Genomic DNA, 1,229 nt, shown 5'->3' with positions numbered 1-1,229 from the left:
GGTGGATTCAACCGGTCGATGCAACACACTAGACGCTGCGTAAGCAGTGGAGGTGTTGCAAATGAAACAGCGGCGCAGGATCTACTACACCGAGACTCAAAAGGCACTGATGTGGGAGCGGTGGCGCAAGGGTGACACGCTTCATCAGATTGCCCAACTGTTCGATCGCTACCATTCCTCTATTCAGGGGATTCTCGCCAGGACTGGCGGAATACAGCCAGCGCCTCGACACCGTTCAACGCTGGCCTTGACGCTTGCCGAACGCGAGGAAATCTCGCGCGCAGTCGTCGCCGGCCAGTCGATTCGATCGATAGCGGCGCGGTTAGGACGTGCGCCATCTACTATCAGCCGCGAAGTGCAGCGAAATGGCGGAAGGCAGTACTATCGGGCGATCCAGGCCGACGCGCTCGCCTGGGACCGCGCACGGCGCCCAAAGACATGTAAGCTGGTCAGGAATCGGACACTCGCCCAGGTTGTGGCAAGCAAGCTCCGATTGCAGTGGTCGCCGGAGCAGATTGCGGGTTGGCTCAAGCACGTGTATGCGGTCAACAAGGACTATCAGGTGTCGCACGAGACTATCTATCGGAGCCTCTATATCCAGGCCCGTGGTGCGCTGAAAAGAGAACTGCTGGAACACCTGCGCCGTTCTCGGGCGATGCGTCGATCGCGTCAACACACACTGAAGACCGAGGACCGCACGAACATCCGCGATGCCATATCGATCAGTGAACGCCCGGGCACGGCCGAGGATCGAGCAATACCCGGGCACTGGGAAGGCGATCTTCTGTTCGGCAACGCCAACAGTCAGATTGCAACACTCGTCGAACGCCAGACCCGGTTCGTGATGTTGGTGAAGATTGCCAGCAAGGACTCTGAAGCTGTCGTCAATGCTCTGATAAGACACGCCGGCAAGCTTCCGCAGGAATTGTATAAATCGCTGACGTGGGATCGGGGCACGGAGATGGCTGGCCACAAGCGCTTCACTGTCGCGACGGACATCAAGGTCTACTTCTGCGATCCCCAGCATCCCTGGCAACGCGGCACGAACGAAAACACGAACGGGCTGCTGAGACAGTACCTCCCAAAAGGAACCGACCTCTCTGCCTACTCGCAAGCCAAGCTCAACGCCATTGCCCGACGGCTCAACGAACGTCCACGCAAGACACTAAACTTCGATACACCGGCTGAACGATTCCATCAAGCTGTTGCATCGACCGGTTGAATCCACC

The 1,229-nt window shown here is 58.2% G+C and carries 1 protein-coding gene; it reads left to right on the top strand.

Annotated features, from left to right (window positions below; all coding sequences use genetic code 11):
- Nucleotides 1–61: 61 nt before the first annotated feature.
- Nucleotides 62–1,222, top strand: coding sequence for an IS30 family transposase (locus WS45_RS21100; protein ID WP_059529136.1), 1,161 nt, complete (start codon nucleotides 62–64; stop codon nucleotides 1,220–1,222).
- Nucleotides 1,223–1,229 lie beyond the last annotated feature (7 nt).

The organism is Burkholderia sp. RF2-non_BP3, from assembly GCF_001522185.1.
Taxonomy (GTDB): domain Bacteria; phylum Pseudomonadota; class Gammaproteobacteria; order Burkholderiales; family Burkholderiaceae; genus Burkholderia; species Burkholderia diffusa.
The sequence above is the reverse complement of the archived record's forward strand: the minus strand, read 5'-3'. Positions and strand labels throughout refer to the sequence as shown.